24 protein-coding genes are annotated in these 24650 nt (G+C 67.2%); 10 read left to right on the top strand and 14 right to left on the bottom strand.

Going from position 1 to position 24650, the window contains the following annotated elements:
* Positions 1-86 precede the first annotated feature (86 nt).
* Both lpxK and msbA read right to left on the bottom strand, forming a co-directional pair.
* Entirely contained in the window at positions 87-1091 is a 1005-nt protein-coding gene (lpxK, locus tag D0B54_RS10700) for a tetraacyldisaccharide 4'-kinase (RefSeq protein WP_117291316.1), read from the bottom strand.
* Positions 1091-2881, bottom strand: coding sequence for a lipid A export permease/ATP-binding protein MsbA (gene msbA / locus D0B54_RS10695; RefSeq protein ID WP_240433596.1), 1791 nt, complete (start codon positions 2879-2881; stop codon positions 1091-1093). Before msbA ends, lpxK begins: the two co-directional genes overlap by 1 nt.
* Positions 2882-2958: 77 nt before the next feature.
* Here msbA and D0B54_RS10690 point away from each other — a divergent pair, with 77 nt between their 5' ends.
* From D0B54_RS10690 to D0B54_RS10675, 4 genes are all read left to right on the top strand, one after another.
* A complete protein-coding gene (locus D0B54_RS10690) occupies positions 2959-3300 on the top strand; it encodes a histidine triad nucleotide-binding protein (RefSeq protein ID WP_117291315.1) in 342 nt (113 codons plus the stop codon).
* Between the two features lie 106 nt (positions 3301-3406).
* Positions 3407-4180 (top strand): enoyl-CoA hydratase, encoded by a 774-nt coding sequence (locus tag D0B54_RS10685; protein WP_117291314.1) that lies wholly within the window; start codon positions 3407-3409, stop codon positions 4178-4180.
* A gap of 96 nt (positions 4181-4276) precedes the next feature.
* The gene (locus tag D0B54_RS10680; protein WP_117291313.1) at positions 4277-4936 is read left to right on the top strand and encodes a TetR/AcrR family transcriptional regulator; all 660 of its coding nucleotides are present in this window, start codon (positions 4277-4279) and stop codon (positions 4934-4936) included.
* Positions 4936-5832: an alpha/beta hydrolase gene (locus D0B54_RS10675; protein ID WP_117291312.1), complete on the top strand. Its 897-nt coding sequence runs from the start codon at positions 4936-4938 to the stop codon at positions 5830-5832. The genes D0B54_RS10680 and D0B54_RS10675 overlap by 1 nt, the downstream gene beginning before the upstream one ends.
* 7 nt (positions 5833-5839) lie before the next feature.
* Here D0B54_RS10675 and D0B54_RS10670 read toward each other — a convergent pair whose 3' ends face one another.
* The 4 genes from D0B54_RS10670 to fadB all read right to left on the bottom strand — a co-directional run bounded on the left by D0B54_RS10670 (position 5840) and on the right by fadB (position 11020).
* Positions 5840-6262, bottom strand: coding sequence for an MAPEG family protein (locus D0B54_RS10670; RefSeq protein ID WP_205527325.1), 423 nt, complete (start codon positions 6260-6262; stop codon positions 5840-5842).
* A gap of 14 nt (positions 6263-6276) precedes the next feature.
* Complete coding sequence (locus D0B54_RS10665) at positions 6277-7572, bottom strand: PQQ-dependent sugar dehydrogenase (RefSeq protein ID WP_117291311.1); 1296 nt, start codon at positions 7570-7572, stop codon at positions 6277-6279.
* A gap of 106 nt (positions 7573-7678) precedes the next feature.
* The gene (gene fadA / locus D0B54_RS10660) at positions 7679-8839 is read right to left on the bottom strand and encodes an acetyl-CoA C-acyltransferase FadA (RefSeq protein ID WP_117291310.1); all 1161 of its coding nucleotides are present in this window, start codon (positions 8837-8839) and stop codon (positions 7679-7681) included.
* A gap of 30 nt (positions 8840-8869) precedes the next feature.
* On the bottom strand, positions 8870-11020 hold the full coding sequence (fadB, locus tag D0B54_RS10655) for a fatty acid oxidation complex subunit alpha FadB (protein WP_117291309.1): 2151 nt from the start codon (positions 11018-11020) through the stop codon (positions 8870-8872).
* A gap of 555 nt (positions 11021-11575) precedes the next feature.
* Here fadB and D0B54_RS10650 point away from each other — a divergent pair.
* The 3 genes from D0B54_RS10650 to D0B54_RS10640 all read left to right on the top strand — a co-directional run bounded on the left by D0B54_RS10650 (position 11576) and on the right by D0B54_RS10640 (position 14326).
* Positions 11576-12334, top strand: coding sequence for a histone (locus tag D0B54_RS10650; RefSeq protein WP_117291308.1), 759 nt, complete (start codon positions 11576-11578; stop codon positions 12332-12334).
* A gap of 92 nt (positions 12335-12426) precedes the next feature.
* Entirely contained in the window at positions 12427-13356 is a 930-nt protein-coding gene (locus D0B54_RS10645; protein ID WP_117291307.1) for a metalloregulator ArsR/SmtB family transcription factor, read from the top strand.
* A gap of 118 nt (positions 13357-13474) precedes the next feature.
* Entirely contained in the window at positions 13475-14326 is an 852-nt protein-coding gene (locus D0B54_RS10640; RefSeq protein ID WP_162932342.1) for an Abi-alpha family protein, read from the top strand.
* 84 nt (positions 14327-14410) lie between these two features.
* Here the strand turns inward: D0B54_RS10640 and D0B54_RS10635 are convergent, their stop codons facing one another.
* Positions 14411-15670 (bottom strand): DUF445 domain-containing protein, encoded by a 1260-nt coding sequence (locus tag D0B54_RS10635; protein ID WP_117291305.1) that lies wholly within the window; start codon positions 15668-15670, stop codon positions 14411-14413.
* Positions 15671-15771: 101 nt separating this feature from the next.
* On the opposite strand from D0B54_RS10635, the gene D0B54_RS10630 reads away from it, so the two are divergent.
* Positions 15772-17064: a hypothetical protein gene (locus D0B54_RS10630; protein ID WP_162932341.1), complete on the top strand. Its 1293-nt coding sequence runs from the start codon at positions 15772-15774 to the stop codon at positions 17062-17064.
* 7 nt (positions 17065-17071) lie between these two features.
* On the opposite strand, the gene dnaQ is transcribed toward D0B54_RS10630, so the two are convergent.
* From dnaQ to D0B54_RS10615, 3 genes are read right to left on the bottom strand one after another with little or no spacing between them, the layout of a single operon-like run.
* Entirely contained in the window at positions 17072-17800 is a 729-nt protein-coding gene (dnaQ, locus tag D0B54_RS10625) for a DNA polymerase III subunit epsilon (protein ID WP_240433595.1), read from the bottom strand.
* Positions 17797-18252 carry a ribonuclease HI gene (gene rnhA, locus D0B54_RS10620; RefSeq protein ID WP_117291303.1) on the bottom strand — a complete coding sequence of 152 codons (456 nt, stop codon included), beginning with the start codon at positions 18250-18252 and terminating at the stop codon, positions 17797-17799. The genes dnaQ and rnhA overlap by 4 nt, the downstream gene beginning before the upstream one ends.
* Entirely contained in the window at positions 18249-19019 is a 771-nt protein-coding gene (locus tag D0B54_RS10615; protein WP_117291302.1) for a class I SAM-dependent methyltransferase, read from the bottom strand. The genes rnhA and D0B54_RS10615 overlap by 4 nt, the downstream gene beginning before the upstream one ends.
* A gap of 40 nt (positions 19020-19059) precedes the next feature.
* Between D0B54_RS10615 and gloB the strand changes: the two genes are divergently transcribed.
* Together gloB and D0B54_RS24255 are read left to right on the top strand one after the other, a co-directional pair.
* Positions 19060-19851: a hydroxyacylglutathione hydrolase gene (gene gloB, locus D0B54_RS10610; RefSeq protein WP_117291301.1), complete on the top strand. Its 792-nt coding sequence runs from the start codon at positions 19060-19062 to the stop codon at positions 19849-19851.
* Between the two features lie 153 nt (positions 19852-20004).
* Positions 20005-20154: a hypothetical protein gene (locus tag D0B54_RS24255; RefSeq protein ID WP_162932340.1), complete on the top strand. Its 150-nt coding sequence runs from the start codon at positions 20005-20007 to the stop codon at positions 20152-20154.
* A 61-nt stretch (positions 20155-20215) separates the two neighbouring features.
* On the opposite strand, the gene D0B54_RS10605 is transcribed toward D0B54_RS24255, so the two are convergent.
* The 4 genes from D0B54_RS10605 to lon all read right to left on the bottom strand — a co-directional run bounded on the left by D0B54_RS10605 (position 20216) and on the right by lon (position 24537).
* Positions 20216-20851, bottom strand: a complete 636-nt coding sequence (locus D0B54_RS10605) for a hypothetical protein (RefSeq protein ID WP_117291300.1) — start codon at positions 20849-20851, stop codon at positions 20216-20218.
* Positions 20852-20939: 88 nt separating this feature from the next.
* Positions 20940-21575 (bottom strand): phosphodiester glycosidase family protein, encoded by a 636-nt coding sequence (locus tag D0B54_RS10600; RefSeq protein ID WP_205527324.1) that lies wholly within the window; start codon positions 21573-21575, stop codon positions 20940-20942.
* 89 nt (positions 21576-21664) lie between these two features.
* Positions 21665-21961, bottom strand: a complete 297-nt coding sequence (locus D0B54_RS10595) for a hypothetical protein (RefSeq protein WP_117291299.1) — start codon at positions 21959-21961, stop codon at positions 21665-21667.
* A 137-nt stretch (positions 21962-22098) separates the two neighbouring features.
* Entirely contained in the window at positions 22099-24537 is a 2439-nt protein-coding gene (lon, locus tag D0B54_RS10590) for an endopeptidase La (RefSeq protein ID WP_117291298.1), read from the bottom strand.
* Positions 24538-24650 lie beyond the last annotated feature (113 nt).

Raw genomic sequence — 24650 nt, 5'->3', positions numbered from 1 at the left:
ACGGCAACGATGGGGGCGGCATTGTTGCATGCTTTTCTCCCTGCCGGACCAGGGTCCGCAGCCTCCCGCAGGAGGCCCCCTGCCGCTCAGGCGGACCCGCGTCCGGCGGGCCGCAGGGCGGCCTTCAGCAGCTCCGTGACCCGTGCCGCGCCATCACCCGTGAACTGCAGGCTGGCCGGCACCGCCCACCAGTGGCCGGCGGCGAAGGCGCGGCACTTCACCGCGTCCTTCTCGGTCATCAGCAGCGGTCGCGCATCGCCGAAATCGAGGTCGGCGGCGGTGTAGGCATGGTGATCGGCAAAGGCATGCTCGACCGGCTGCAGGCCCTGGACACGCAAGCTGTCGAAGTAGCGCCCGGGGTTGCCGATGCCGGCGACAGCATGGACCGGCGTGGCGGCAAAGTCGCGCAACGGGCGGCGCTCACCGCTGCGCAGGTTGACGGCGCTGGCGGTGACCAGGCTGAAGCCGACCGCCGTAGGGCCGAAGGCCGAGGCGTCGCCGCCATTGACCAGGATCAGGGCCGCCTGCCCCGCCCGCGACGGCGGCTCGCGCAGGGGACCGGCCGGCAGCTGCCAGCCGTTGCCATAGCCGCGGCGGCCATCGACCACACAGAACTCCAGGTCGCGTTGCAGGCGATAGTGCTGCAGGCCATCATCGCAGACCAGCACATCGGTTTGCGGGTATCGCTGCAGCAGCAGGCGGCCGGCGGCGAGCCGGTCCGGCGCCACGGCCAGCGGCACGCCGCCGCGCTCCGCCATCAGCGCCGGCTCGTCACCACAGAGCGCCGGGTCGGCGCCGGGCGCGACCATGAAGGGAAACGGGCCGCGGCCACCGTAGCCGCGGCTGAGGATGCCAGGGCGGTACCCGAGGCCACGCAGGGTCTCGACCAGCCACAGCACGCAGGGCGTCTTGCCGGTGCCGCCGACGGCGACATTGCCGACCACGATCACCGGTACCGGCAGGCGCTGCGACTGGCGCCGTCGCGACGCGGCCAGCCGCGTCGCGACGGCGCCGTAGGCCAGGCCCAGCGGCCTCAGCCAGGCCGGCGGCGGCTCGGGCCGGTACCAGACCTGTTCGAGCCAGTCCTTCATCAGGCTGGCGTGGCGCCGCTCTCACCATCTTCACGGAACTGCAGGCTGTGCAGCGCCGCGTAGGTGGCCCCCAGCGCCAGCAACTGGGCATGGGTACCGCGCTCCACCACCTCGCCATCGCGCATCACCACGATCAGGTCGGCGTTCTGGATCGTCGACAGGCGGTGGGCGATCACCAGCGTGGTACGGCCCTTGACCAGTTCTTCCAGCGCACTCTGGATGTAGCGCTCGGACTCGGTGTCGAGCGCCGAAGTAGCCTCATCCAGGATCAGGATCGGTGCGTCCTTGAGCAGCGCGCGGGCGATCGCCAGGCGCTGGCGCTGGCCGCCGGAAAGCTTGCCGCCGTTCTGCCCGACCGGGGTGTGCAGGCCCTGCGGCAGGCGGCTGATGAACTCCCAGGCATTGGCGGCCTTGGCCGCCTCGACGATGCGTGCCTCGTCCGGCATGGGATCCAGTCCGTAGGCGATGTTCTCGGCCACCGTGGCGTCGAACAGGCGCACCTGCTGGTCCACCAGCGCGACCTGCGCGCGCAGGCGCTCCAGCGGGTAGTCGCGCACGTCGTGCCCGTCGACCTTCACCATGCCGGCATCGACGTCGTAGAAGCGCGGCAGCAGCGCCAGCAGCGTCGACTTGCCGCTGCCGGAAGCGCCGACGAAGGCCACGGTCTGACCGGGCCGGATCGTCACGGTAATCCCGCGCAGGGCCTCGGAGACATCGGCGCGATAGCGGAAGCGCACGTCCTGGAACTCCACCAGCCCCTGCGCGCGCTGCAGCGGCCGCTCGCCGCCCTTGGGCTCGGTGTCCTCGCCCATCAGCTTGAACACGTCGGCGGCGGCGGAAATGCCGCGCTGCAGACGCTCGTTGACGTTGGTCAGGCTTTTCAGCGGGTTCATCAGCGACAGCATCGCGCCGAGGAAGGACACGAAGGTCCCCGGCGTGATGGCCTGCAGCATCTCGGGCCGCGTCGCAAAGTAGATGATGAAGGCCACCGCCCAGGCGGCGATGAACTGGATCAGCGCGTCGCTGCCGGCCTTGGTGGCCACCAGCTTCATCGACAGCCAGCGCTGCTGCTCGTTGACGCCCTCGAAGCGGCGGCGCTCCTGCTCCTGGCCGTTGTAGATCTTGATGACACGCTGGCCGCCGATCGCCTCCTCCGAGGCCTGCGTGACGATGCCGATGTTCTGCTGGATGCGCCCCGAGACCTTGCGGAAACGGCGGCTGACGTAGGAGATCACGCCGGCAATCAGCGGCGCCACGCCCAGGCAGAACAGCGCCAGCTCCCAGTTGAGCCACAGCATCCAGCCGACCAGGCCGACGACCGTGAGGCCGTCCTTGATGATCGAGGTGAAAGCGGTGGTGACGGCCTCGGCCACCTGCTCGACGTGGTAGGTCAGGCGCGCGATCAGCTGGCCGCTGCTCATGCGGTCGTAGAAACGCACCGGCAGCTTGAGCAGATGATCGAACAGTTCGCCGCGCAGCGCCTTGATCACCCGGCGGCCGATCCAGGACATGCCGAAGGAGCAGATGAACTCGGAGACGCCACGCAGCAGGAACAGGCCGACGATGGCCCAGGGCAACCAGCGGATCACCTCGGGATCACGATTGATGAACGTGCCGTCCAGCAGCGGCTTGATCAGGGACATGAAGCCGACCTGGGTACCGGCGGCCAGGATCATGCCCACCGAGGCCAGCAGGAACACCGGCCAGTGCGGCCGGGTGTAGCCGAGCAGGCGGCGGTAGACGGCCATCGGGCGATAGTCGCCGGCCACGGTCGGAGAAGGTTCGGTCATGGGCGGGAATGGTAACAAACGGCGGGCCGGGTACCGGCCATGGCGTAAACTGCCGTCCTCATTTCGAGGAACCCCCCATGGTGAAGACGCTGTTCGAGAAGATCATCGACCGGGAGATCCCCGGCAAGATCGTCCACGAGGACGAGCACTGCGTGGCGATCCAGGACATCAACCCCGGCGCGCCGATGCACCTGCTGCTGATCCCGCGCAAGCCCATCCCGCGCCTCTGCGACGCCGGCCCCGAGGACCAGGCCCTGCTGGGCCACCTGATGCTGGCCGCGGGCAAGATCGCGGCCGCGCATGGCTACGGCGAGGCTTTCCGGCTGGTGGTCAACAATGGCGCCGAGGCGGGGCAGTCGGTGTTTCACCTGCATCTGCACCTGATCGGGGGCCGTCCCCTGAAGTGGCCCCCTGGCTGACCTGCAGGGTGCGCATTGCGCACCATGGCGCAAGCGCCTGAGACACCCGGTGCGCGATGCGCACCCTACAATGGCGCCCTTAACTTTCCCCCCTGGAGTTTCCCCGATGAGCACCGAGCACGTCCTGACCGAGCTGCAGGACCGGGTCTTCACGATCCGCATGAACCGCCTGGACAAGAAAAACGCCCTGACCACGACGATGTACGAGGGCATCACCGCGGCCTTGCTCAAGGCGGAGTCCGATCCCGAGGTGCGCGTGATCCTGCTGGCCGGCTCCGCCGACTGCTTCACCAGCGGCAACGACCTGGCGGACTTCCTGCAGAACCCGCCCACCGGCGATGACAGCCCCGTGGCGCGCTTCATGCGCACGCTGGCCACGGCAAAGAAGCCGGTGGTGGCCGCGGTCAACGGCGTCGCCGTCGGCGTGGGCACCACCCTGCTGCTGCACTGCGACCTGGTCTATGCCGGCGAGAAGACCCGCTTCCACCTGCCCTTCGTCAACATCGGCATCTGCCCGGAATTCGCTTCCACCTACATCCTGCCGCGCCTCATGGGGCACCAGAAGGCCGCCGAACTCTGCCTGCTGGCCGAGCCCTTCGACGCCGCCACGGCGCTGGAGGCCGGGCTGGTCAATGCCGTGCTGCCCAACGACCAGAGCGAGGCCAAGGCCCGCGAGGTCGCACTGAAGCTCGCGGGCCAGCCGCCCAATGCCCTGCGCACCAGCAAGGCCCTGCTCAAGCGCTGGCGCGAGGACCTGGTGGTGGATGCCATCCGCATCGAGGCCGACAAGTTCATCCCGATGCTGGGCATGCCGGAGGCCCGCGAGGCGATGGGCGCCTTCATGCAGAAGCGCAAGCCGGACTTCTCGAAGTTCAGCTGAGCCGCGGCTCATTTCCCCGGAAAGGGTGCCCTTGACAGGGCGCCCTCCCGGAGGGAATGTGACGCATCCGTCATACTGACCGAGCGGCCACCGTCAATGCAGACGCCCAGCGGCAAGCGTGAACAGAACAAGGTGGCCAACCGTGCCACCATCCTCGACAGCGCGCGGCGCCTGTTTGCCGAGCAGGGCTACGACGCGGTGACGATCCGCGACGTCATCCGCGCCACGCCGCTGGCCTCGGGCACCTTCTACAACTATTTCCCGGACAAGGAGTCGCTGCTGCGCTCCCTGGTCGAGGAACGCCTGGGCGAGCTGACCGACCGCCTGATCCAGGCGCGCCGCACCGCCGACGACATGGAGCAGTTCCTGCGCGGCGCCTACCTCACCACTTTCGAAGAGGTCTGCGCGCACCCTGAGTTCTACCGGATGATGTTCCGCAACGAGCCGGTGATCCGCGCCTACTACACCGACAACGTCTTCGGCCACACCATGCGCATGCTGAAGATCGACTTGGCCGACGCGGTGGCGCGCGGCCTGCTGGCCGACGTCAACGTCGATTACCTCACCGCGATCATGTTCGGCACCGGCTACGAGGTGTCACGCATGCTGGTCGACCGCCAGAACCCCGACCCGAAGGAAGCCGCGGAGTTCGCCACGCGCCTGTTCGTCAACGGCCTGGCGGGCCTGCAGCCGGAGAAACCGGCCGCCGAGCTGATCCGCCGCGGTCCGCTGCTGCTCAAGGGCTCCGCCCGCTGATGGAACGCCACGACATCGAATTCGACAGCCACGGTACGCGCTGCCGCGCCTGGCTGTTCACTCCCGACGGCACGGCGACGGCGCCGCGCCCCTGCATCGTCATGGCCCATGGCCTGGGCGGCACCCGCGACGCCGGCCTGGAGCCCTTTGCCCGGCGCTTCTGCGCCGCGGGCTATTTCGTGCTGCTGTTCGACTACCGTCACTTCGGCGCCAGCGACGGCGAGCCGCGGCAGCTGCTGTCCGTCGGCCGCCAGCTCGACGACTGGGCCGCGGCGATCGCCCACGCCCGCGGCCTGCCGCAGGTGGACGGCGAGCGCATCGCGCTATGGGGCTCCTCGTTCTCCGGTGGCCATGTCATCGTCGCCGCGGCGCGCGACGGCAAGGTCGCCGCGGTGTCCGCGCAGGGGCCGATGATGGATGGCCTGGCGGCGACCATGAACATGCTGCAGTACGCCGGCATCGGCCGCGTGCTGAAGCTGTCGGCCTGGGGCATCACCGACCAGCTGCGCGGCCTGCTCGGCCTGTCGCCGCTGTACGTGCCGCTGGTGGCACCGCCGGGCCAGTTTGCCGCGATGTCCACCGCGGACTCCGAGAGCGGCTACCGCGCGATCACGCCGCCCGGCTGGCGCAACCAGATGAGCGCGCGCCTGGCGCTGTGGCTGGCCACCTACCGGCCGATCAGCCATGCCGGACGCGTGCCCTGCCCGACGCTGATCTGCGTCTGCAAGCAGGACTCCGTGGCGCCCGCGGAAGCCGCCATCAGGACCGCCGAGAAGCTCGGCGGCAAGGCCGTGCTGAAGCGCTACGACATCGGCCACTTCGACATCTACGTCGGTGCCGGCTTCGAACGCGCCTGCGCCGACCAGCTGGCGTTCTTCCAGCAGACGCTGCGCTAGAACGGCGCTACAGCACCGCCCCAAGAATCATCGCGCTCATCCACAGCGTGCTGCCGATGCCCACCGAGTAGGCGACCGTGCGCCAGGGCTGCAGGCCGGCGAGATAGCACAGCGTGTGCGCGATGCGCGCCAGCGTGAACAGGCCGAACAGCCAGGGTGCCGCCGCAGCCGACAATCCCAGCTGGACATAGGCGATGCCCAGCGCCAGGAAGATCGGGATGTTCTCCACGTCGTTGAGCCAGGCACGCGCGGCGCGCTGCACCTGCGGCAGTTCCTCGGTCGCCGGCGCACGGTGCACGAAGGCCGCGTCCTCCGGGTTCTTGAACTGCTGCCGGCCGATGCGGCAGTAGCCCTGGTACAGGGAAATTCCGAACATCTTCAGGAACAGCACGACGGCGCTCAGTGCGTACCAGTGCAGCGGGGTTTCCATCGTCATCTCCAGCCTCAGGGCTTGGCGGCGCTGACGCGCCAGATCGTATTGCCGACGTCGTCTGCCACCAGTAGCGCGCCACCGTGGTCCAGTGCGACGCCCACCGGGCGTCCCTGCGCCTTGCCGTCCGCGCTGAGGAAGCCGGTCAGCACGTCCAGCGGCTGCCCCGCGGGCTTGCCGCCGGAGAAAGGCACGAAGATCACCTTGTAGCCGCTGTGCGGCTTGCGGTTCCAGGAACCATGCTGGCCGACGAACATGCCCTCCGCATAGGGCGCCGGCAGCGTCGTGCCCTGGGACGAAGCCAGGCCCAGCGAAGCCGTGTGCGGGCCCAGCGCGTAGTCGGGGGCGATGGCCTTGGCCACCTGCTCCGGCTGCTGCGGCTTGACGCGCTCGTCGACGTGCGGGCCGTAGTAGCTCCAGGGCCAGCCGTAGAAGCCGCCGTCGCGCACCGAGGTCATGTAGTCGGGCACCAGGTCGCTGCCCAGTTCGTCGCGCTCGTTCACCGCCGTCCACAGGGCGCCGCTCCCGGGCGCCCAGGCCATGCCCACGGGATTGCGCAGGCCGGAGGCATAGATGCGCTTGTCGCCGCTGGCCACGTCGATCTCCCAGATCAGCGCGCGGCCCTCCTCCACGTCCAGCCCGGCCTCGCCGACGTTGCTGTTGGCGCCGACGCCGACGTAGAGCTTGGTGCCCTCGGCATTGGCAACCAGGCTCTTGGTCCAGTGGCGGTTGATCGGCCCGGCCGGCAGATCGGCCAGTTTCACGCCGGGCCCGGCGATGGCGCCATCGGCGTAGGGATAGCGCAGCACCGCATCGGTGTTGGCGACGTAGAAGTTGCTGCCCACCAATGCCATGCCGAAGGGCGAATGCAGGTCCTTGAGGAACACCGAGCGCTGGTCGGCGACGCCGTCACCGTCGCTGTCGCGCAGGCGCGTGATGCGGTTGGCGCTGGGCACGCCGGCGCCGGCCTTCTTCATCACCTGCTTCTCCACACGGCCGATCAGGCCGCGCGGAGGATTGGCCGGCGCATTGGTCTCCGCCACCAGCACATCGCCATCGGGCAGGACGTAGAGCCAGCGCGGATGATCCAGACCATCGGCGAAGGCCTGCACCTGCAGGCCCGCCGCGGGCGTCGGCCTGCCGCCCGCCGGCCAGCCCTGCGCCGGAGCGATGTTCAGTACCGGCAGCAGCGACTTCTCGGGTGCCGGCAACTTCGGATTCGGGCCGGTGCCGTCGGACAGCGGCAGCTGGGCATTGCCGCCGCAGCCTGCCAATCCCCCCACCAGCAGCATCATGTATCGCAGCTTCATCGGGCGACTCCTCGAATGATTTTCACCACCATAGCAGCGTGGCGCCGCACATGAAAAAAGGCCGGGTTTCCCCGGCCTTTCCGTCCTGCTTGCCGCTGCGGATCGCCTAGACGCGTTCCAGCACCGTGGCCACACCCTGGCCCATGCCGATGCACATCGTGGCGACGCCGAACTGCGCGTTCTTCTCCCGCAGCACATGCGCCAGGGCGCCGGTGATGCGCGCGCCGGAGCAGCCCAGCGGGTGGCCCAGGGCGATGGCGCCGCCCTTGATGTTGATGCGGTCACCACGGTCGGCGATCTTGAGGTCCTTCATCACCGCCAGCGACTGGGCGGCGAAGGCTTCGTTGAGCTCGAAGTAGTCGATGTCGGTGATCGACAGTCCAGCGCGCTCCAGCGCCTTCTTGGTCGCCGGCACCGGGCCGATACCCATGATCGCGGCGTTGCAGCCGGCCGAGGCCATGCCGCGGATCTTCGCCAGCGGCTTCAGGCCCAGGGCCTTGGCCTTGTCGGCGGACATCACCAGCACGCAGGAGGCACCATCGGAGATCGCCGAGCTGTTGCCGGCGGTGACGCTGCCCTTGGGGTTGAAGGCCGGCTTGAGCTTGCCCAGGTCGCCGATGTTGGCATCGGTGCGGACCACTTCATCGTAGTCCACCAGCAGCGGCGCGCCATCGGCGTCATGCCCCTGGACGGCCACGATCTGGTTCTTGTACTCGCCGTTCTTGTAGGCCGCATAGGCCTTCTGGTGCGAGGCGAGCGCGAACTCGTCCTGCTGCTGGCGGTTGATCTGGTGGGTCTGCGTCAGCATTTCCGCGGTCAGGCCCATCATCGCCGAAGCCTTGGCGGTGTTGACCGACAGCTCCGGGTCGCCGTCGAAGCCGTGCGTCATGGGCACGTGGCCCATGTGCTCGACGCCGCCGCAGATGTAGGTGTCGCCCATGCCGGACATGATGTTGCCCACGGCCGTGTGGATCGCCGTCATCGACGAGCCACAGAGGCGGTTCACGGTCTGGCCCGACACTTCCTTGGGCAGGCCGGCGAGCAGCAGCGCGTTGCGGGCGATGTTGAAGCCCTGCTCCAGGGTCTGGATCACGCAGCCCCAGATCACGTCCTCCACTTCCTTGGGGTTGACCGCCGGGTTGCGGGCGAGGATCGCCTGCATCAGGTCGGCCGACAGCTTCTCGGCGCGCACATTGCGGAACACGCCACCGCGCGAACGACCCATGGGGGTGCGGATCGCGTCGACAATCACTACTTCAGTCGTCATTTCGAAATCTCCAGAATCTAGGTGCGCGACTTACTTGGGGAAGTAAGTCTTGCCTTCGGCGGCCATCTTCTTCATCGACTCGGTGGGCTCGTAGAGCTTGCCGAGGTGGGCGTACTGGGCCGCCTTCTCGAGGATGGTCTTCATGCCGATGGTATCGGCGTACTTGAGGGCGCCGCCGCGGAACGGCGGGAAGCCGATGCCCAGGATCAGGCCCATGTCGGCCTCGGTCGGGGTCTCGACGATGCCTTCGTCCAGGCAGCGCACGGTCTCGATGATCATCGGCAGCATCAGGCGATCGACGATCTCCGCTTCCGCGAACTCCTTCTTGGGCGCGGCCTGCACCGAAGCGATCAGCTGCTCGGTTTCCGGATCGACCTTCTTGACCGGCTTACCCTTGGGATCGGTTTCGTACTTGAAGAAGCCGATGCCGTTCTTCTGGCCGTAGCGCTTGTTCTCGTACATCACGTCCAGCGCGGACTTGAATTCCTTGTTGGACATGCGGTCCGGGTAGCCCTCGGCCAGCACGTCGCCGACGTGGTGCGAGGTGTCGATGCCGACCACGTCCTGCAGGTAGGACGGGCCCATCGGCCAGCCGAAGCCTTCCATGACCTTGTCGATCTGCTGGTAATCGCCGCCGTCACGCAGCAGCATGGACCAGCCGCCGAAATACGGGAACAGGATGCGGTTGACCAGGAAACCGGGGCAGTTCTTGACCACGATCGCGGTCTTGCCCATCGCGCTGGCGTAGGCCACGGTGGTGGCGATCGCTTCCTTCGAGGTCTTGCTGGCGTAGATCACTTCCACCAGCGGCATGCGGTGCACCGGGTTGAAGAAGTGCATGCCGAGGAAGTTCTCGGGGTGCTTCAGCGCGGTGGACAGCTCCTCGATCGAGATCGACGAGGTGTTCGAGGCGATGATCGTGCCCGGCTTCACCTGGGCCTCGACATCGGCCAGCACCGACTTCTTGACCTTCGGATTCTCGACCACCGCCTCGACGACGATGTCGACGGTCTGGAAGTCGCCGTAGTTCAGCGTCGGGCGGATCGAGCCGAGGATCTCGCCGGCCTTCTCCGGCGTCAGCTTCTTGCCGACCTGCTTGGAGACCAGCTTGTTGGCCTCGTTCATGCCCAGGTCCAGCGCCTTGTCGGCGATGTCCTTCATGATGATCGGCGTGCCCCGGGAGGCGCTCTGGTAGGCGATGCCGCCGCCCATGATGCCAGCGCCGAGCACGGCGGCCTGCTTCACCGGTCGGGCGATCTTGCCGGCGGCCTTGGCCTTCTTCTTCAGCAGCTGGTCGTTGAGGAACAGGCCGATCAGCGCATCGGCAGCCGTGGTCTTGGCCAGCTTGGCGATGCCCTGGCCTTCGAACTTCAGGGCTTCGTCACGGCTCTTGCCGGCGCCCTTCTGGATCACGCTGACGGCGGTCAGCGGGGCCGGGTAGTTCTTGCCGGCCTTGCCCGCGACGAAGCCCTTGGCGGTCTCGAAGACCATCATGGATTCCATCATGTCCAGCTTCAGCGGGCCGGTCTTCTGGGCGCGGCGCGCCTTCCAGTCGTACTTGCCGGCGATGGCCTGGTCCAGCAGCTTCAGCGCGGAGGCCTTGAGCTTGTCCGGGGCGACGACGGCGTCGACGGCATGGATCTTCAGCGCCGCGTCGGGCTTCTGCTGCTCGCCGCCGGCGATCCACTCGATGGCGTTGTCGGCGCCGACCAGGCGCGGCAGGCGCACCGTGCCGCCAAAGCCGGGGATGATGCCCAGCTTCACTTCCGGCAGGCCGATCTGAGCGGTCGTGCTCATCACGCGGTAGTCGGTGGAGAGGGCCATTTCCAGGCCGCCGCCGAGCGCAATGCCGTTGATCGCCGTCACCGACGGGAACGGCAGGTCCTCGATCGCCGAGAAGATCTTGTTGGCCTCGAAGGCCCAGGCGGCGATCTCCTCTTCGGAGCGGCCGAAGTTCTCGCCGAACTCGGTGATGTCGGCGCCGACGATGAAGACGTCCTTGCCGCTGGTGACGACCAGGCCCTTGATGTCGCCGGCCTTGGCCAACGCGGCGGCGGCCTCGCCGAGTTCCTTGACGGTGGCGGCATCAAACTTGTTGATGGCGTCGTTCTGACGGTCGAAGCACAGCTCGGCGATACCGCCGTCGAGCTTCGCGACCCGGATGGATTGCCCCTGGTACATGGTCACCTCTTGGGAGAAAGAAAACGTGGAATTGCGCGGCGCAGAAGGGCCGCAGCCGGAATGAAGAGGCGGCAATCATAGCGACCGCCCCCCCCTGCGACAACCGAAAAACCCGCCTCCCACCCTATGGCCGGCAAGGCCTAAACCTGCGTAGCTGAAAAATTTTTGACACTGATTCATCACAGACCCTACACTCAGGAAAAGCTTGCAGGGGAAATGTCAAGGGGAGTTGGAACGCTGCAGGAAAGCGGCGAGCCAGGCGGGATGACCGGCACCAAGAACAGCCGGCGCAGCCTTGGCCCAGAGCCCATACAAGGGCTTGTTATTCCTGTAGAAAGTTTCCAGCCGCTGGCCGCAACAAGCGACCGGCGAAAATCGGACATTTTCACTCCAGACTGGATTCGCCTGGTGTCGGCCCGTTCGGGGCGCCAAAGGCAAAAGAATGTCGCCTCGCAGCGTGGAGTCGCTGCAGGATGATGATCCGGCGTGTCGCCTCGACCGCCCATGAGTCCCTGGCCTTCCGTGGCCGCCATACGTTTGGAGCTTGTTGAACTTATGAAGAAGCCGAGCAAATCCAGCGGCAAGCCCGCGAAAAAGCCTGTTTCCAAGGTCAAGGCGCAAGCCAAGAAGACGGTGACCCAGGTCAAGGCCCAGGCCAAGAAAGCCCAGAGCAGCGCCAAGAAGACCGTGGCCAAGGCCAGGACCAGCGCGAAGAAGACCGTCGCCCAGGCCAAGAGCAGCGCCAAGAAGACGGTTGCCAAGGCCAAGAAGGCGATCAAGAAGCCGGTCGCCCAGGTCAAGGCCGCCGCCAAGAAGGCCACCAGGCAGCCGGTGGCCCAGGCCAAGGCTGCGGCCAAGAAGCCGGTGGCCCAGGCCAAGAAGGCCCAGGCCGCCGTCAAGCAGCAGGTCGCCAAGGTCCAGACCGCGGTCAGGAAGGACGTGGCTGCCGCCAAGGCGACGGTGAAGAAGGACGTCGCCAAGGTGAAGGCCGCGGTCGAGAAGGTCGTCGCCAAGGCGCCGCTGCCCAAGCCGGCAGCCAAGCCCGCTCCTGCAGCGGCCGCCAAGCCAGCCGCCGCCGCACCCCAGGGCGCGGTCGCCAAGGCCAAGGCCCGGATCAGCGAGGCCACCGACAAGGTCGTGAACGCGGTGCAGCAGGCGATCACGCCGTCGCCGCTGTCGCGCGCCTTCCTGGCCACCTCGCAGGGCAAGAAGGAGGCCTCCGTGCCGCCGCCGGCCGCCGCCGCTCCGGTAACCGCCGCGGAGCCGGCCGCCGCCGAGCCGCAGCAGCCGACCCAGGCCAGCCTGCTGCCCTGAGCGAAAGTACGAAAAGGCCCGCCGGTTCTGCCGGCGGGCCTTTTTTTGTCGGCGCGCCTCACGTCTAATGGCGTGGATATCCGCCTATCCGCATGACCCTATCCCTGGAACAAAGCACCGAGCTCTGCAGCCTGCTGGCCGACGCCAGCCGCCTGCGCCTGCTGCTGCTGCTGGAAACCCACGAACTGAGCGTGGCCGAGCTGACCGGCATCACCGGTCTGGCGCAGAGCCGCGTCTCCACCCACCTGGCGCGCCTCAAGCGCGCCGGCCTGGTGCAGGACAAGCGCAGCGGCAGTTCCGCGCTCTATTCCGCCAACGGCGTCTCCGGGGCCGTGGGCGAGCTGTGGGAACTGCTGCGTAGCCGGCTGGATGATGGGCAGCTGCGCGTGGACCACGAGCGCGCCAAGGAAGTCCTGCGCAGCCGCACGCCCGGCCAGACCTGGGCCGAGTCGGTCGCCGGGCGCATGGAACTTCACTATTCCCCGGGACGCACCTGGGAGGCCACGGCACGGGCGCTGATCGGCCTGCTCGACCTGGGCGACGTGGTGGACATCGCCTGCGGCGACGGCGTGCTGGCCGAGCTGATCGCGGAGCGCGCCCGCAGCATCGCCTGCGTGGACATCAGCCCTACCGTGATCGCCGCCGCGCGCAAGCGCCTGGCACCCTACCGCAACGTGCGCTTCCACGAAGCGGACATGCACGCCACCCCCTTGCCGGACGCCAGCGCCGACCATGTCTTCGCGATGCATGCACTGGCCTATACGCGCACGCCGGAGAAGCTGCTGGCCGAGGGCTTTCGCCTGCTGCGCCCCGGCGGACGCCTGGTGGTGGCCGCCTTGAACGCCCACCGCCACGAGGCGGCGATGCACGCCTACGACCACGTCAACCTCGGCCTGCAACCGACCAAGCTGCAGCGCATGCTGGAAGGCGCCGGCTTCCGGGTGGAAAACTGCCGGATCAGCTCGCGCGAGAGCCGCCCGCCCTACTTCGAGGTCGTCACCGCGCTGGCCCGCAAGCCTTAGGTGTCGAGGTTCGACACCGAGGGAATGGGTGACAGGCCCTGGGGGCACGGCCGCAGGGCCATTCATCTGACGTATGCTTCCGCCGGAAACTAGCTGTTATACCCGCGAGAGGTTTCGAGTGAACCCCAACGATCCGAAACAGGATGACAGCAGCGCCGGCCGTGGCCTCGCCATCAACGATGGTGCTGTCGCCAACGCCCGGCGGGCCGGTCGCTTTGCCGCCAGCTTCCTCAGCCGCCTGCCCGGCGCCGACATCGCGCAGGAACAGCTGCGCAAGGCCGAAAAGGCCCTGTTCGCGACGCTGAAGGACCGCATGGAGCGCGCCGCGGAGGACGAATCTGCAGCCGGCGAAGGCGCCGCCGCCGGCAACGGCGCCAAGGCGCCGCGCAAGCCCAAGGTCGAGCGCACCTACATGCTGCCGCTGCCGCAGCCGCCCTCGCGCATGTTCGCCGACCTGCTGCAGCAGGCCGTGGACCAGTCCAAGCCGCAGGCCTACGACTACCTGTTCGCGGCGATCCTGCGCGAGCTGGTGCCGGACGAGGCGCGCATCATCTCCTTCCTGTCCGACGGTGCGCGCCACGCCCTGGTCCAGCTGCACAGCGGCACACTGCTGGGCTCGGCGCAGTCGCGCACGCTGATGATGGAAAACGTCAATGCCGTGGCCAAGAACGCGGGCGCCTCGCTGCACGAGTCCGGGCACTACTACATCGGCCGCCTGAAGCGCCTGGGCCTGATCGAGTTCGGCCCCGAGGACCCGCAGCTGCTGGTGCAGTACCAGCTGCTGGAAAACAGCAGCGAAATGCGCCAGACCATCGCCAGCATCGAGTCCAGGCCGCGCCAGCGAGCCAAGATCACGAGAGAGACGCTGCGCCTGAGCGTGACCGGCCAGCAGCTTTGGCGCGCCTGCGGCGGGGTTAGCATGCAGCCCAAGCTTTCGGGCCCTTCGGCCCCGAAAGCAGACAGTAGATAAGTAGTTGGTAGATAGTAAAAGCGGCGCTGCTTCTACTATCTACAAACTACTATCTGCTGCACATGGGCTCCATGCCAGCGCACTTCAGTGCGCAGGAATGGAGCCCATGTGCAGCATGATCTGCACCTGCATCTCGCCGACCAGGAAGCCGAGCACCGCGCCCACGGTGATCAGGATCCACTCGTCCTGCTGGAAGGCCGGGCGCAGCAGCGCCTCGAACTCGTCCTCGGTGAGTTCCTGCATCTTGTGGGTCAGCGTGGTGCGCAGGTCCATGGCATCGCCGACGTAGCCTTCCATGTGGCGAAGGGTCTCCGGCAGCGTCTCGACGATCTTGTCGGCCACCATCTGCTTCATGTCGCGGTACTGGCGACTGCCCACCGCAAACATGACGACACGCCGCACGATACCGGCCTGCTCGTCGATGGATTTCTGCACCTGCTTCTGCACCATGTGGAACAGGCGGTCGGAGAACGGGCCGCGCAGCACCGCCTCCAGCACGTTGCGCGGCGTCACCACTTCGCTGGCGATCAGCGCACCGTACTCGGCGGCCACTTCCTTGCGGCGCTTGAGGAACAGGCCCTGCCAGGTGAACAGACCCAGGTAACGCGTCTTTTTCTTCGGATAGAAGATCATCTTCAGGGCCAGCCAGTCGGTGAACCAGCCGGTGAAGCCGCCGAACAGCGGCATCACCCAGGGGCTGTGCGTCAGCGCCCAGGTCACGGCCTGCACGCAGCCGATGATGAAGCCGAAGTAGATGCCGGAGTGCGCGATGAAGCGGAACTCCTCGTGACCGGCCTCCTGGAAGATGCGGTTGAGCAGTCGCTTGTCGCGCAGCAATGCCCTGACCACCATGTCCGTCAGGTCGAACATGTCGTCGATGTTCGCCTTCAGGTCCACCATCATCTGGCGCACGATGTTGGGCGCCTCCGCCTGGATGCGGCGGACGATGGCCTGGCGCACGGAGTCCGGCGCCGCTTCCCACAGTCCCGGCGAGTAGTGCGAAGCGACCTCGTGGGTGATCTTCTCGACGGCGGCCAGCAGCGGCGCCTCGATCTCGCGCGCGATCTGGTCGGGGTCCAGGCGGCCGAAGATGTCCTGCGGCTTGAGCAGGCGCTGGGTCATGGTGTCGCAGGCGATGCTGGCCATGATCGCGGCCTTGCGCGGCACGATGCCCTGCCAGCCCAGGTACGGCGCCTTGATGCCGATGAACTCGATCGGCTCGAACATCATGCGGATCGCCACCAGCTTGGTGACGTAGCCGATGGCCGACGCCACGAAGGGCATGGAGACGTAGATCAGCCAGTTGCTCTGCACATCCGCCAGGATTTCAGCCCAGGACTGCATTCGCAGGTTCCCCGTATTGTCGTTATGGCAACCCTTATGCCATAGACGAGGCGTTCTTTCCTATGGTCCGGATACAATCGATCCACGTCCCGGGGGTCAACATGCAGTCTCGGATGCGGCCGGTCGCACGCAGCATCGTCGCCCTGTACCTGCTGGCAGGCCTGGCCGTGCTGGCGGCGGCCTGGTGGCGGACCGGCAGCGTCGGGCATACGGCGGTGCTGGCGATGGCAGGCCTGGCGCTGACCGGCGGCCTGGTGATGGCCGGGCTGCTGGCGATGATGCCGGACCCGCGCGGCATGGTGTTCTTCGGCGTTTTCTTCGGCCTGGTGGTATTGCCGCATTTCCTGGCATTCGGCTTCATGCCGGAACGGATGCTGCGGGCGGATGCCCCTGCCCCATCCTTCCCCGCTGCGGCCGCAACCGGCGCGTCCGGGGCGGTGGAAACGCCGCTGCAGACGACCGACCTCACCGCCGGCATCCTGAATGCCCGCCGCGCCACCCTGTCGGTGTACCGCGACGGCAGCCAGCTGATCGAGATCGTCTACGACGGCGACGCCGAGGCACGGATGCGCTTCCTGGCCGAATACCAGAACCAGCCGCCGCCGCTGGCCTCGCTGGCTGGACACAACGGCGTGCTGACGCAGGAACCGGGCTACAGCACATTCCACAGCGTCGACGGCGCGCAACTGCTGCGCATCACCGCGATCGACAGTGCCGGCATCGAGCAGCGCCTGCGGGCGCGCGACATGCCGCCGCCCGCCCCCCTGCCGCCGCAGCCACTGCCCGAGCCGATCCCGGAACTGCCGATGGCGCCGCTGCTGGCCGGCCTGCTGGTCTATACCCTGTTCGTGTCCTGGGTGTTCTTCCGGCTCTCGGCCTGGGCCGCCGCCCACCCCGCACAGCCGGAGGCGACGGTGCTGCCGCTCACCACGCTGCGCGACCGCCTGCTGCGGCTGGCGAAGGAAGACATCCCTTTCACGCTGCTGCCCGGCGACAGCCCGGAGGAGCTGGTGGCGGAATGGCGCTATGCCGACGCGACCTGGCTGGACCTGATGCGCGCGCGCCACATGCGCCGCCTGGTGCGCTTCCGCCTGCGCCTGGACGAGGACCACGCCGAGGTACGGGTTCGCGAGTTCCAGGCCGCCTTCGACGCCTCGGCCGGGCACGGTGGTGCCGACCTGCGCTACCGCGCCAGCTGGGGTATCACCTTCTTCGAGCGCCAGGTGGAGGGCGTGCTGGGCCTGCAGCTGCGCGACGGCCGGATCAGTCATGACCCGGCCTACGTCTACCGCTTCGACATCGAGGAAATGCGTGCGCCGCTGGTGCAGCTGGTCACCGGTGCCGGCTGGAGCTGGCGCCCGGTGATGCTGGATGCGCGGTGGCTGACCGGCTGACCACCCTTCAGGACGCCGCAGGAATCTCGCCAACCCAGAGGCATTTGCCCTTGTCCGCCAGCTTCTTGAGCTTGGCAACATGCACCTCGAGCTCATCGGTACTGGGCTGTAGTACCGGCAGCGGCGCCGCGCTGGCGCCGAGCAGCTCGACGAAGCGCGAGCGCGAGACACCGCCGCTTTCGCCGCTGTCCAGCATCAGGCGGTTCTGGCCGCCGGTCATCGACAGGTAGACGTCGGCCAGCAGCCGTGCGTCGAGCAAGGCGCCGTGCAGGTCGCGGCCGGAGTTGTCCACCTCGTAGCGCTTGCACAGGGCGTCCAGGCTGACGCGCTGGCCGGGGTGCATCCTGCGCGCCATCGCCACCGTGTCGGTCACCGTGCAGACGTCCTCGACGCGGCGGGTGAAGCCCAGGCGGCCGAACTCGGCGTTGAGGAAGCCGATGTCGAAGGCGGCGTTGTGGATGATCAGTTCCGCGCCTTCCAGGTAGTCCCACAGCTCCTGCGCCATCTCGAAGAACTTCGGCTTGTCGGCGAGGAACTCGTTGGTGATGCCGTGGACCTCGATCGCGCCGCGGTCGATCTCGCGATCCGGATTGACGTAGCGCCAGAAGTTGTTGTTGGTATAACGGCGATTGACCAGCTCGATGCAGCCGACCTCGATGACGCGATGGCCCTGGCTGGCCTCCAGGCCCGTGGTTTCGGTGTCGAGGATGACCTGGCGCGTCATCACGGCGCTCATGCCGCGGCACCCTTCTGCGCCAGCAGCTCGTTGATGCCCTCGTTCGCCAGCCGGTCCGCCGCTTCGTTGCCCGGATGGCCGCTGTGCCCCTTGACCCAGTGCCACTCGACCTTGTGCCGCGCCGCGGCTTCGTCCAGGCGCTGCCACAGGTCCTGGTTCTTCACCGGCTTCTTGTCGGCGGTCTTCCAGCCGCGCTTCTTCCAGCCCGGCAGCCATTCCAGCAGGCCGGAGCGCACGTAGACCGAGTCGGTATAGAGCTGTGCCGAGCAGGGCTCGAGCAGGGCTTCCAGGGCGCTGATCGCCGCCATCAGCTCCATGCGGTTGTTGGTGGTCAGGGCTTCGCCGCCCTTGAGTGTCTTGCGGGTGCCGTTGTATTCGAGCAGGGCACCCCAGCCGCCGGGCCCGGGATTACCCTTGCAGGCGCCGTCGGTGTAAATCACGATTTGCTTCACGTCGGGTGTTTTTCCAATGAGGACGTGGATTGTGCCGCGGGAGCGGTCACCCCGACCAGTGTCCTGACCTGCGCGCGTTGCGTGCGGCCGATGAAATTGACCGGGATCACGCGCTTCCGCGCCACCAGCAGGTAGGCCTCCGACAGCGGCGACAGCAGCGCGCCGACGCTCCAGGGACCGCCGGCGGTGCGCGGCGCCATCCACGGAAAACCGATGCCGAAGCGGCGGATCTCGGTCACCTCGAAGTCCAGCAGTTCCAGCCAGTCGCAGATGCGGCCGACGCCGTGGTAGCGCGCGCCGGCCGGAAAGGCACGGTAGCGCAGGCCCAGCAGGCCGCGCAGAGACCAGGCGCTGAAGGGGCTGAAGCCCATCACGAACAGGCGGCCGCGGTCGTTGAGCACGCGGTTGACCTCGCGCAGCACATTGTGCGGCGAGCGGCTGAACTCCAGCGTATGCGGCAGCAGCACCGCATCCACGCTCTTGCTCATCAGGGGCAGCTGCTCGGGATCGATCAGCGCGGCCGAGGGCTCGCCGCTGACGGTACCCAGTACAGCCTTGTGCAGGGTCTCGGCGCAGGCGATCAGCTGGTTGTCGACACCCCAGCTGCCGATCTGCAGCACATGGCGGCCGAATACCTCGGGCAGGACGCGACGGACTTCGTTCTCCTCCAGCGCCAGCAGGCGGCGGCCGCGCGGCGAGCGCAGCCACAGGTCCAGCGTGTGGCGGGTCAGGGGCAGTCCGGAAAGATCGGCTCTTGTCGGGGACATGGTTTGACCAGACGGGGGTGAGGCACCAAGATCATACGCCATGCAGATCATCCCGATTCCGGCTTTTCAGGACAACTACCTCTGGACCCTGGTGGAGGGTTCGCGCGCGGTCGTGGTCGATCCCGGCGACCCGGCCCCGGTCCTGCGCGAGCTGCAGGAGCGCCAGCTGACGCTGGAAGCCATCGCCATCACCCACTGGCACCCGGACCATATCGGCGGCATCGCCGAACTCTGCCGGCAATTCAAGGGCATACCGGTCTACGGCCCGGCCGCCGAGGAAAAGAAGATCCCCGGCCTGACCCAGCTGCTGAAGGAAGGCGACCGGGTGAACCTGCTGGGCCACAGCTTCCAGGTCATCGCCGTGCCCGGCCATACCCTGGGCCACATCGTCTACTACGCCCCAGGCGTGCTGCTCTGCGGCGACACCCTGTTCTCGGCCGGCTGCGGCCGCCTGTTCGAGGGCACGCCCTCGCAGATGCATTCCTCGCTGTCGCGCCTGACCGCGCTGCCGCCCGAGACCCTGGTGTACTGCACCCACGAATACACCCTGAGCAACCTCGCCTTCGCCCGCGTGGTGGAGCCCGAGAACGGCGCCATCGCCAACCAGCTGATGCGCGTGCGCGCCCTGCGCGGCAACCGCGAGCCCAGCCTGCCGACGACGCTGGCGCTGGAGAAGCAGATCAACCCCTTCCTGCGCACCGAGGTGCCGGCCGTGGCGCAATCTGCGCGCCAGTGGTCCGGCGGCCGCCTGCCCGACAGCGTGGCGGTGTTCACCGCCCTGCGCAGCTGGAAGGACCAGTTCAAGGCGCCGGCGGAAGCCGGGACGGTCTAGCCGGCCGACCGGTGGCGCGCTGCAGTTCATCCCCTCTTTCTCCACCTCTCGTCGGCAATCGAATTTTCCATGCCAGCGACGTGAGACTTTCTCTACAGACAGCTTGTGCGCAAGGGCGCACATTGGGGTCGAAGCCAACACAAGGAAATGCACATGAGCCTGATGCAGCGCCAGATGCCCGCTCTGGGCGAAGTCCGCCCGATGAACCCGCAGACGCAGCGCCAGGCACCGCAGCTGCCCAGCGGGAACACCGTTGTCGTTCCCTCCCGCGGCCCCTCGCTGCCGGTGCCCGGCACGCGCTGACGCGGAAACGCAGCAACAGGAAAGGGGCGCGGATTCCGCGCCCCTTTTCGTTTGCCCGGCCCTACTTCTTCTTCAGGCGGTTGATGATCTCGTCCGCAGCCTTGGCGGACTCGGCTTCCAGGGCGCGGCGTCGAGCGGCGTCGAGCTCCACCACTTTGCCGGTGGAAGCGGGTTTGGGTTGTGGCCGGCGGCGCAGTTTCTCGCGCAGGAAGGGGATGACTTTCCAGGCCGCGTGGCCATCCATCGGCCCGATCGGCAGCAGGGCAACGATGATCAGGAAGACGTTCCAGCGCGTCCACACCATCAGCCAGGGGCCGGCGATGCGCGACACCCAGGAATTCGTCGAGAACGCCAGGGCCTGGCTCGCCGCCAGCGCCAGGACCAGGATCAGCAGCTGGGCCAGCACCCCGCCCCAGGCGACGAGGATTTCATCCCCGCGCCGTGCCGCGTGGCCACGCGCGGTTTCGCCGTGCAGGCCGTTGAAGTTGATGCCGTAGACCGGCACCCGGCGCCAGCGCGCCATGGCGACGTGGCCGAACTCGTGGGCCGCCAGCAGGCAGCCGAACGCCACCGCACCCACCAGCGCGGCAAGCAACTCGCCCAGCATGAGGAACAGCCACGCAAAGGCCAGCAGCACCGTCCAGTCCATCGTGACGGGAATGCCCAGCCAGCGCCCCAGGTTCCAGTGATTCTGCATGCCTTCCCTGCTCCGAACAGCCAACGATCCGGTACAGCATACGCTGCCACAAGGCGGCGACCGAGGGCAGCCCGCCGGCACGGCGGCGCTAGGGCCTGTCCCGCGGGATTTGCTCCACGACAGCGATCATCGGCCCCAGATCGGCCCTGGCGTCGTTTCGCGCCAGTTCCCGCGAATAAAGGCCCGAAACGGTGCCGTCCAGATACAGCGCATCGGCACAACGCAGCTCGTCGCGGAAAAAGACGGCGAACTCGTGGAAGCTGACCGGCTGCTCGCTGATCACGAAATAGGCCATCGCTCCACGCACACCCACGCCATTGCGGATCAGACGCGATTGCGACTGCGGATTGAAGGACGGGTGAATTCGGCCGGCCCTCAGCAGCAGCGGCCCCGACTGCGTCGCCAGACGCACGCCCTGCGCCATCGAGGGATACCTGGATGACTCCACGACCCTCGGGCCGGCGCCACCCAGCAGGAACACCCCGTTGGGCTCGAGGAAGAAGTTTCCCTTGCCTGCGGAGAGATTCAGCGGCTGGCGCTGGCGACCATTGGAGACGAACAGCCCGACCGGCGAATAGTCCGGCTGGAACATCCCGGCGTTCATGGCGAAGCGCAGCCGCCGTCCCTGGGTCTGCAGCCAGGAATCGAGGCGCTCGAAACGATGGAAGGGCCGCCCGGCTTCGTCGTCCAGGAACAGCTCCAGCGATTGGCTGCGGGTGTCCACGGCCTGCACCGTGAAGCGCGGGTCGCGTGCCTCACCGGCAAGACTGGCCGTCAGGGCCAGGACGAAAAGGAGCCACCGCAACGGCAACACTAGGGCTTGTCCCGCGGCGCCGGGCTGCGCCCGCTCCTGATCACGACAAGCAGCGCCAGGATGCTCAGAGGGGGCGGCAGCAATCCGATCCAGCCCGGGAGTCGGCTTTCCTTGGCACGAGCCCATTGGAAGGCCAGGATCGAAGAGCCGATGAGCATGGCCAGAAACGGCGGAGCGCCGCCGGGTCCCCAGATGTTGACCGTCGTGCTGCCCTGGCCCAGGTAGACGGCAAGAAGGAAGGCGCCCACTCCCACGCCGATGGCGGCATATGAAATGTACTCGTACCTGCGACTCATCCTGATCCTCCGGGCGGCTTCGTGCCCGGAACATGGTGCCGTCGGCGACCTGCACGCCGCAAGCTGACGCGCTCGTCAGGATGACAGGCAGCAAAAAGGCGCGGAGACCGCGCCTTTTTGCCTTGCCGCCTCAGACCTCAGTGCGCCCTTGCGCTGTCGGCCGTACCTTCCGCCGGATTGGCCGGCGCCGCCGGCGTGGCCTCGGTTTCCGGCCTGGGTTCCGGCAGGCGTTCCAGGGCCAGCTTCAGCACGTCCTCGACCCAGCGGACCGGTTCGATGTTGAGCTTGCTCTTGACGTTGTCCGGGATGTCGGCCAGGTCCTTGACGTTCTCCTGCGGGATGATCACGGTCTGGATACCGCCGCGCTGGGCCGCGAGCATCTTTTCCTTGAGTCCGCCGATGGGCAGCACTTCGCCGCGCAGCGTGATCTCGCCGGTCATGGCGACATCCGCACGCACCGGGATGCCGGTCAGGGCCGAGACCAGCGCCGTGCACATGGCGATGCCGGCCGAGGGGCCGTCCTTGGGCGTGGCGCCCTCGGGCACGTGCACGTGCAGGTCGTTCTTGGCGTAGAACTCCGGGTCGATGCCGAAGGCCTTGGCGCGCGAGCGCACCACGGTCAGGGCGGCCTGGATGGACTCCTGCATGACGTTGCCCAGCGAGCCGGTCTGCGTCATCTTGCCCTTGCCCGCCGTCAACGCCGCCTCGATCGTCAGCAGCTCGCCGCCGACCTCGGTCCAGGCCAGGCCAGTGACCTGGCCGATCTGGTTCTTCTCTTCGGCGCGGCCGTAGCGGTACTGCGGGATGCCGAGGAACTTGTCGATGTTCTTGTCGGTGACCTTGACCTTCTTGTCGGCCGGCTTCATCAGCAGCTGCTTGACGGTCTTGCGTGCGATCTTGCTGATGTGCTGTTCCAGCTTGCGCACGCCGGCTTCACGCGTGTAGATGCGCACGACGGAACGCAGCGCGCTGTCGCTGATCTCCAGTTCGCCGTCCTTCAGGCCGTTCTGCTTCATCTGCTTGGGCACCAGGTACTGGCGGCCGATGTTGACCTTCTCGTCCTCGGTGTAGCCCGGCAGGCGGATCACTTCCATGCGGTCCAGCAGCGGACCGGGAATGTTCAGCGTGTTGGCGGTGGCGATGAACATGACGTCGGACAGGTCGAAGTCCACTTCAAGGTAGTGATCCTGGAAGGTGGAGTTCTGCTCCGGGTCGAGCACCTCGAGCAGCGCCGACGACGGATCGCCGCGGAAGTCCATGCTCATCTTGTCGATTTCGTCGAGCAGGAACAGCGGGTTCTTCACGCCCACCTTCGACAGGTTCTGCACGATCTTGCCGGGCATGGAACCGATGTAGGTGCGACGGTGACCGCGGATCTCCGCCTCGTCGCGCACGCCGCCCAGCGACATGCGCACGAACTTGCGGTTGACCGACTCGGCGATGGAGCGGCCGAGCGAGGTCTTGCCCACGCCCGGAGGACCGACCAGGCACAGGATCGGGCCCTTGATCTTCTTTACGCGCGACTGCACTGCCAGATACTCGACGATGCGTTCCTTGACCTTCTCCAGGCCGTAGTGATCGGCGTCGAGCTTGTCCTGGCAGGCCTGCAGGTCGATCACGGTCTTGCTGCGGCGCTTCCACGGCATCTGCGTCAGCCAGTCGAGGTAGTTGCGCACCACCGTCGCCTCGGCCGACATCGCCGGCATCATCTTCAGCTTGTTGAGCTCGGCGCGGGCCTTGGTCTTGGCATCCTTGTGCATGCCGGCGCGCTCGACCTTCTGGGTCAGCTCTTCCAGCTCGCTGGGGCCATCCTCGTTGTCACCCAGTTCCTTCTGGATGGCCTTCATCTGCTCGTTGAGGTAGTACTCGCGCTGGTTCTTCTCCATCTGCTGCTTCACGCGCGAGCGGATCTTCTTCTCGATCTGCAGCACGTCGATCTCGCCTTCCAGCTGCGAGGCGACATGCTCGAGGCGCGGCTTGGGGTCCTGGATCTCCAGGACCTGCTGCTTGTCTTCCAGCTTGAGGTTGAGGTGCGCGGCGATGGTGTCGGCCAGGCGGCCGGCCGAATCCATGCTGGCCAGCGAGGGCAGCAGCTCGGCCGGGATCTTCTTGTTGAGCTTGGAGTACTGCTCGAACTGGGCCAGGATCGAACGCGTCATCGCGTCGATCTCCTTGTCGTCGGTCACCGTGGCCGGGTCTTCCGGCAGCGGCTGGCAGTCGGCCACCAGGAACTCGCTGCCGAAATCCAGGCGGGTGACGCGGGCACGGCGCACGCCTTCGACCAGCACCTTCACGGTGCCGTCGGGCAGCTTGAGCATCTGCAGGATGCTGGCCAGGGTGCCGACCTCGTAGAGGTCCTTCTCGGCAGGATCGTCGGTGTCCGCGGTCTTCTGGGCAAGCAGCAGGATGCGCTTGTCGTTCTGCATGGCGGCCGACAGCGCCTTGATGGATTTCTCGCGTCCGACGAACAGGGGGATCGCCATGTGGGGGAACACCACCACATCGCGAAGCGGGAGTACGGGGGCGGATCGGTCGGTCAGGGTTTCCACGGATCTTCCTGTTGGGGTCGCTGGCATTATGCCGCAACCTTGCAGAAATGCGGCCACCCCCCGAGGAATCAAGAGGGCTGCGCCGCAGTAATCGTGTACTACCTGAAGAAGCAAGTCCTGTGCCCTGATCGGCAAGGAAA

It is taken from the genome of Solimonas sp. K1W22B-7, assembly GCF_003428335.1.
GTDB lineage: Bacteria > Pseudomonadota > Gammaproteobacteria > Nevskiales > Nevskiaceae > Solimonas_A.
Note: the sequence above shows the minus strand (reverse complement) of the source record. Positions and strands in the feature narration are given on the sequence as shown.